Source organism: Phenylobacterium sp. (genome assembly GCF_035276905.1).
GTDB lineage: Bacteria > Pseudomonadota > Alphaproteobacteria > Caulobacterales > Caulobacteraceae > Phenylobacterium.
The window spans coordinates 1-7,414 of the sequence record NZ_DATELG010000215.1 but is presented as its reverse complement, the minus strand read 5'-3'; the positions used below and the strand labels follow the sequence as shown (position 1 = coordinate 7,414).

Genomic DNA, 7,414 nt, shown 5'->3' with positions numbered 1-7,414 from the left:
TCCATCATGCCTGCGCCGGACTTCTCGCGCAGGTCCTTGACCAGGGCAGCGGTGACTTCCGCCATGGGTCGGCTCCTTCAGGGTTTAAACGTAACCGGCGGGCCCGGCTTACGGGCCCGCCGTGACAGTCAGTTGATGGCGACGGCGTTCTGCGACGCAGATCAGCCGGCCGCCTCCTCGCTCGCAGCTTCCGCGGCCGTCGCTTCGGCCGAGTCGGAACGCGCCAGGGCCGGCTCGATCGGCGCTTCGGAGGCGCCCAGGTCCACGCCCGCGGCGGCCTGGCCGGCGGCGAGACCGTCGAGGATCGCGTCGGCCATCAGGTCGCAGTAGAGCTGGATGGCGCGCGCGGCGTCGTCGTTGCCCGGGATCGGATAGGTGATGCCGTCCGGGTTGCAGTTGGTGTCGAGGATGGCGATGACCGGGATGTTCAGCTTGCGGGCTTCCTGGATCGCGATCGCTTCCTTGTTGGTGTCGATCACGAACATCAGGTCGGGGATGCCGCCCATGTCCTTGATGCCGCCCAGGCTGAGCTCGAGCTTGTCGCGCTCGCGGGTCAGCTGCAGCAGCTCCTTCTTGGTGCGGCCCGATTCGCCGTCGAGCACGCCTTCCAGCTCGCGCAGGCGCGCGATCGAGCCGGAAACGGTGCGCCAGTTGGTGAGCGTGCCGCCCAGCCAGCGGTGGTTCACATAGTACTGGGCGCAGCGCTTGGCGGCGACGGCGATCGGCTCGGACGCCTGGCGCTTGGTGCCGACGAACAGGATGCGGCCGCCGCCGGCGGCGACTTCGCGGACCTTCACCAGCGCCTGGTGCAGCAGCGGGATCGACTGCGACAGGTCGATGATGTGGATGTTGGAGCGGCTGCCGAAAATGTAGCGTTCCATCTTCGGGTTCCAGCGGTGCGTCTGGTGGCCGAAGTGGGCGCCGGCTTCCAGGAGCTGGCGCATGGAGAATTCAGGAAGAGCCATCGGCTTCTTAAGTCCTTTTTCCGGTTGACCTCCGCAGGCAAACCCCTGGGCTGCCCCAAGGACCGGAATGGATCGGACGGGATGTCTCCCCGCCGCGCGCCAAACGCCTGCGTGTGGAATGAGGCGGGCAAATAGGCGCAAGCGGCCGAAAATGCAAGGGTTGGCGGGGCGGGTGGAGATCTGGCGTGCGGCCCAAGGACAGAGCCGTCACCGATGAACAGACGTTCGCAACGTCGGCTGGGGGGTGGATAACACCCCCTATTTGCCGCTCGTCCCCGCGAAAGCGGGGATCCAGGCTGAATTTCAGGTAGGCGCGCCGCGGATCTTCACCCACAGAGCTCACTTTCCACCTCAACTGGGGTCCCGGCTCTCGCCGGGATGAGCGGAGAAGATGATGAGGTCTGGCCGCGAAATTCGCCCCGGCCCTACAGATCCTCCACGAACACCACCCCCGGCGCGGTCTTCAGCGCCCCGCGCACGGCCATGTCGAGCTTGAAACGGCCGGGCAGCTTCAGCTCGACCTCCTGGCCGCCGCCGAGGCCCGCCACCAGCATGATCTCGCCGCCGCGGTCGGAGGTGACGCCTTCGAGCCGCTTCTTCAGCGCCTCGATCTCGGCGCTGCGCGGCGAGACATGGACGCGCAGGCCCGCGACGGCGTTCTCCAGCATCTTCTCCACCGGCTGGGCGTCGTCGCCGAAGAAGCGCACCTCGCCCTCGGTGGCCTTGGCCCGAACCTTGATCGAGACCGCCTTGCCGGGTTCCAGAAAGTCGCGGCAGCGCCTGAGCGTCTCCGGCGGGAACAGCACCTCGTATTCGCCGGTCGGATCGGAGAGCGTCACGAAGGCGAACTTCTCGCCGGTGCGGCCGGGCTTCTCCAGCTTGCGGCGGACGACCCCGGCCATCCGGAGCGCCTCGGCCCCGCCCACCGCCTTGGCGAGCGCGTCGGCGTAGAGGTCGGTGCGCTTGCGGCGCAGCGGCTCGACCATGTCGTCCAGCGGATGGCCTGAGAGGTAGAAGCCGACCGCGGCCAGCTCGTTGTCCAGCCGATCGGTCGGCGTCCACGGCTCGACCTTGGGCATCTTGCGCCTCTGGGCCTCGACGAAGTCGCTGTTCCCGTCGCCGAACAGCCCCGCCTGCTCCGAGGCCCGCTGGGCGGCCACGCTCTGGCTGAAGCCCAGCAGCAGGTCGGCCGCCTCCAGCAGCTGGGCGCGGTTGGGGTGGATGGAATCGAAGGCGCCGGCCTTGGCCAGCGTCTCGAAGGTGCGCTTGTTGACCTGCCTGGGATCGACCCTTTCCACGAAGTCGAAGATGTCGCGGAACGGCCCGCCCTCGCGGCGGACCTGCACCACGTGCTCCATCGCCTGCAGGCCGACGTTGCGGATGGCGCCGAGCGCATAGAGCACCTGGCCGTCCTCGACCTCGAAGTCGGCGGCCGAGCGGTTCACGTCGGGCGCGGTGATCTTCACCCCGAAGCGCTTGGCGTCCTGGTAGAACACCGAGAGCTTGTCGGTGTTGGCGATGTCGAGGCTCATCGAGGCGGCGAAGAACTCCACCGGGGCGTTCGCCTTCAGCCAGGCGGTCTGGTAGCTGACCACGGCGTAGGCCGCGGCGTGCGACTTGTTGAAGCCGTAGCCGGCGAACTTGTCGACGAGGTCGAAGATCCCGCCCGACTGCTCGGCGGGAATGCCGTTCTGCTCGGCACCGGAGACGAAACGGGCGCGCTGCTGCTCCATCTCCTCCTTCTTTTTCTTGCCCATGGCGCGGCGCAGCAGGTCGGCTTCGCCCAGGCTGTAGCCGGCCAGGATCTGGGCGATCTGCATCACCTGCTCCTGGTAGACGATGATGCCGTAGGTCTCGTTGAGCACCGGCGCCAGGGTCGGATGCAGGGTGTCGATCGGCTTGCGGCCGAACTTGCAGTCGATGAAGGCCGGGATGTTGTCCATCGGGCCCGGCCGATAGAGGGCGCCGATGGCGGTGACGTCCTCAATGCAGCTGGGCCGAAGCTGGCGCAGGGTATCGCGCATCCCCTGGCCTTCGAACTGGAACACCCCCACCGTCTGGGCGGCGCCCATCAACTCGTAGGTCTTGGCGTCGTCGAGCGGCAGGGTGTCCATGTTGACCCCCGCGCCGCGCTTCTCCAGGTGTTTCAGCGCCCGGTCGATGACGGTCAGCGTCTTCAGGCCCAGGAAGTCGAACTTCACCAGGCCCGCGCTCTCCACCCACTTCATGTTGAACTGGGTGGCGGGCAGGTCCGAACGCGGATCGCGGTAGAGCGGGGTCAGCTGGGTCAGCGGCCGGTCGCCGATCACCACGCCGGCGGCGTGGGTCGAGGCGTTGCGGTAGAGGCCCTCCAGCTGCAGCGAGACGTCCAGCAGGCGGGCCACCGCCTCGTCCTCGTCGCGGGCCTGTTTCAGCCGCGGCTCGACGTCGATCGCCTGGCTCAGCGTCACCGGATTGGCCGGGTTCGCCGGGACCATCTTGGCCAGCCGGTCGACCTGGCCCAGCGGCATCTGCATCACCCGGCCCACGTCGCGCAGCACCGCGCGCGCCTGCAAGGTGCCGAAGGTGATGATCTGGGCGACCCGCTCGCGGCCGTAGTTCTGCTGGACGTAGGTGATCACCTCCTCCCGCCGCTCCTGGCAGAAGTCGATGTCGAAGTCGGGCATCGAGACCCGCTCGGGATTGAGGAAGCGCTCGAACAGCAGGCCGTAGCGCAAGGGATCGAGGTTGGTGATGGTCAGCGCATAGGCCACCAGCGAGCCCGCGCCCGACCCCCGCCCCGGGCCCACCGGGATGTCATGCGCCTTGGCCCATTTGATGAAGTCCGAGACGATCAGGAAATAGCCCGGGAACCCCATCTGGATGATGATCCCGATCTCCCGCTCCAGCCGCGCCTCGTAGTCCTCGGGCCGAAAGGCGTTGGCCTGGCCCAGGCTCATCCGCATCTTCAGGCCTTCGCGCGCCTGGTGCGCCAGTTCCTCAGCCTCGGAGCGGCCCCCGCCGGTCGGGAAGCTGGGCAGCAGCGGGCCGCGCTTGGCGACCATGAAGGCGCAGCGCCTGGCGATGTCGAGAGTGTTGTCGCAGGCCTCCGGCAGGTCGGCGAACAGCGCCCGCATCTCCGCCGCCGGCTTGAACCAGTGTTCCTGCGTCACCCGCCGGCGCTCGTCCTGGCCGATGAACGAGCCGTCGGCGATGCAGAGCAGCGCGTCGTGCGCCTGGTGCATGGCCGACTTGGCGAAATAGACGTCGTTGGTCGCCACCAGCGGGACGTCGGCGTCGTAGGCGAAGGCCACCAGCTCGCCCTCGGCCGCCGCCTCGCTCGCCAGCCCGTGACGCTGGAGCTCGACATAGAAGCGGTCGCCGAAAACGCGATGCATCTGCGTGAGCGCCGCGCGGCCCAGCTCCACCTTGCCGGCCGCCATCAAGGGATCGACCGGCCCGTCCGGCCCGCCGGAAAGCAGGATCAACCCCTCGGCGTGCTCGGCCACTTTCGACCAGGGAACATGCGGCTCCTCGGCGGCGTCGCACTCGACGTAGGCGAAGGAGGAAAGAACCGACAGGTTCAGATAGCCCTGCTCGCTCTGCGCCAGCAGCACCACGGTCGGCGTCCGGGCCCAGCGCTCCGCCGGCCGCTCTCCGATCCCGCTCACCGGCAGGGCGCAGCCGATGATCGGCTGCACGCCCTGGTCCTTGGTCACGACGGAGAATTCCAGCGCGCCGAACAGGTTGGCCCGGTCGACCAGCGCGACCGCCGGCATGGCGCTCGCCTTGGCCAGCGCGCCGATCTTGTCGGCCTTGATCGCGCCTTCCAGCAGCGAATAGGCGGAGCGGACCCTCAGGTGGACGAAGCCGTCCGAGGATGCGCCCTCAGAACCCTGGCTCTCCTCGTTCACCCCGGCCGCCTCCCCCATTCGCATGGCGGTCAGCCCACGAAGCCGGCCACCTGGCACATCATCCAGACAAAGCTGGCCACGGAGACAAAGGCCAGCGATTCTCGCGCAAGACGAACCATACGTCGCACCCCTATTGTGGGCGGTCTGTGGAGAACCGCCGCGTTGTTCTCAGTTCGTTCTTATTCCCGTTTTGTTCACAGCGTCAAGCTTGCACGTGAATCACGCGGAACGGCGGCGCCTCGCGGCCGGTCCGTCCGGATGGAGCCGAGATGCGCCCGATCCTCCCCCTCCTGCGCCGTCAGTACCCCTACCTCGCCAAGGACCTGATCGCTCCGTTCCTCGAGGCGCTGCGCGCCGGCCGCGCGCTCTGCGACGGCGACCTGGACAAGCTGTTCATCGTGCTGGTGGTGGGAATGCGCACGGCTGAGGACAAACGGGTCCTCGACCTCGATCCGGACGACGTCCTCAGCGGCGCCATCGACACCTATCCCAGCCTGTCGACGAACGTGCGCTCGATCGCCGACTCCACCGGCATCCCCAAGGAGAGCGTGCGGCGCAAGGTGGCGGCCCTGGTGGAGGCGGGCTGGATCCGCCGCCAGGACAACAGCCTGTCGCTCGCGCCCCACGCCTCGCGCCAGCTGACCGAGTTCCGCGAGCAGCTGTTCCAGCTGGCGATCCGCAACCACCACACCCTCCAATCGCTGAAGGAGGGGCAAGACGGGTGACACGGCCGGCCGGCCCAGGCAGAAGAGCGCCATGTCCGCCGGCGTGCTCTTCGTCCACAACAACTTTCCGGGTCAGTTTCGCGACCTGGCCGCCGCGCTCGTCATGCGCGGCGTTTCCGTCTTCGCGATCGGCGGGGAGCACTCGCCCGGACTGCCGGGGGTGGAGCTGGTGCGCTACCGGGTCGCGCGCGGCACCGGCAAGGACGTCTTTCCCCTGGCGATCCGCGCCGAGGCCGACCTCTTGCGCGGACGTCACGCCCTCAACGCCGCGCGCTGGCTGAAGGAGCAGGGCCACGCGCCCAAGGTCATCATCGGCCATCCCGGGTGGGGCGAGACGTCCCTGCTCTCGCACGTATTTCCCGATGCGAAACAGATACTTTTTTCGGAATTCTACTATCACGGCGCCGGGTCCGACATCGACTTCGACCCGGAGTTCTGGAGCGGCGACGAGGAGGCGCTGATCCGTGGCAAGGCCAAGAACCCGGTGATGGCCATGGCGCTCGCGGAGGCCGACGCCATCGTCGCCCCGACCGAGTTCCAGGCCTCGCGCCTGCCTAAGGCCCTGCGCGAGCGCACGCGCGTGATCCACGAGGGCATCGACGTCGAGGCGATCCGGCCGGGCCCGGCCGAGCCCTTCGCCCTGGCCGACGGCCGGGTGCTGGCGCCTGGGACGCCGGTCGTGACCCACGTCAACAACCAGATGGAGCCGATGCGGGGGCTGCACATCTTCGCGCGCGCCCTGCCCCGCCTGCTGGCCGAGGTCCCTGAGGCCCAGGTGCTGATCATCGGCGAGGAGAAGACCCGCGGCTACGGCGCCGAGGCGCCCGGCGGCCGGACCTGGAAACAGACCTTCTTCGAGCCGCTGGCGCCGCAGCTGGACGCCAGCCGCGTGCATTTCCTGGGCAAGGTCCCGCATGCGCGGATGCTGGCGGCGCTGCGGCTATCCACCGCCCACGTCTACTACACCTATCCGTTCGTCCTCTCGTGGTCGATCGTCGAGGCCATGGCCAGCGGCTGTTACGTCATCGGCTCCGACACCGGGCCGGTCCAAGACGCCGTCCAGGACCGGGTGAACGGCCGGCTGCTGCCGTTCTTCGACGTCGACGCCCTGTCCCAGGCCCTGATCGGCGCTTGCCGCGATCCGCAGGCCTCCGCAGCCCTGCGCACCGCCGCGCGCGAGACCGCTGTGGCCAGCTTCAGCCGCGCCAAGGGACGGGCGGCCTGGATCGCGCTCCTGCGCGAGTTCGGCGTGGAGGCTCCAGCCGCCTGAAGCGCTCAGGCAGTCTTCTTCCAGCCCCGCTCCTGCTGTTTCCAATAGGAGACCGGAAAGCCCTTGCCCTTCACCGCCGTCCATTGACCGCGGGCGACGGCGACCTGCGCCGGATCAGCGCCGTCGAACAGCACGACACAGCGGGTGTAGCCATCCAGTTCGCCCGGCTCGGCCCCGTCGATCAGGAACAGGGCGTCGGCGCCGTTGGGGTTCTCGAAGGCCGTCGTCAGCAGGATCGGCTGGCGCGCCGCGCTCGGCTCGCCGGCGGGCGCATGCGGCAGGAAGCTCTCGTCCTTGTAACTCCAGAGCCAGCCGTCCAGATGCTCGACGCGCTCTGGCTGCCGGGCGCGCACGATCGCCTTCCAGCCCCGCGCCAGGGTCTTTTCCAGCAGCTCCGGCAGCGCCTGGTCGAGGCCGGTTCGTTCCAGGTGGTAGAACCAGACCTCGCAAGCCTCAGCCATGGGGCTCGGCTCCGAACCGCGCGGCCAGCGAGCGCACCGCCATCGCCACCGCCTTCGGGTGCGACAGCGGGCCCAGGTGGTTGAGCGGCAGGCTGATGTT

General features: G+C 68.6%; 6 protein-coding genes. 2 read left to right on the top strand and 4 right to left on the bottom strand.

The features are described 5' to 3' along the window. Positions 1–161: 161 nt before the first annotated feature. From rpsB to sidA, 3 genes are all read right to left on the bottom strand, one after another. Positions 162–965, bottom strand: coding sequence for a 30S ribosomal protein S2 (gene rpsB, locus VJS38_RS10080; RefSeq protein ID WP_324088017.1), 804 nt, complete (start codon positions 963–965; stop codon positions 162–164). Between the two features lie 425 nt (positions 966–1,390). Further along, positions 1,391–4,876: a DNA polymerase III subunit alpha gene (dnaE, locus tag VJS38_RS10075; RefSeq protein WP_324088018.1), complete on the bottom strand. Its 3,486-nt coding sequence runs from the start codon at positions 4,874–4,876 to the stop codon at positions 1,391–1,393. A gap of 11 nt (positions 4,877–4,887) precedes the next feature. Further along, the gene (sidA, locus tag VJS38_RS10070; protein ID WP_324088016.1) at positions 4,888–4,977 is read right to left on the bottom strand and encodes a cell division inhibitor SidA; all 90 of its coding nucleotides are present in this window, start codon (positions 4,975–4,977) and stop codon (positions 4,888–4,890) included. Between the two features lie 150 nt (positions 4,978–5,127). On the opposite strand from sidA, the gene VJS38_RS10065 reads away from it, so the two are divergent. Both VJS38_RS10065 and VJS38_RS10060 read left to right on the top strand, forming a co-directional pair. Beyond that, on the top strand, positions 5,128–5,583 hold the full coding sequence (locus tag VJS38_RS10065) for a hypothetical protein (RefSeq protein ID WP_324088015.1): 456 nt from the start codon (positions 5,128–5,130) through the stop codon (positions 5,581–5,583). A gap of 31 nt (positions 5,584–5,614) precedes the next feature. Beyond that, positions 5,615–6,853: a glycosyltransferase gene (locus tag VJS38_RS10060; protein WP_324088014.1), complete on the top strand. Its 1,239-nt coding sequence runs from the start codon at positions 5,615–5,617 to the stop codon at positions 6,851–6,853. Between the two features lie 5 nt (positions 6,854–6,858). Here VJS38_RS10060 and VJS38_RS10055 read toward each other — a convergent pair whose 3' ends face one another. After that, complete coding sequence (locus tag VJS38_RS10055; protein ID WP_324088013.1) at positions 6,859–7,314, bottom strand: DNA polymerase III subunit chi; 456 nt, start codon at positions 7,312–7,314, stop codon at positions 6,859–6,861. Positions 7,315–7,414: the final 100 nt, after the last annotated feature.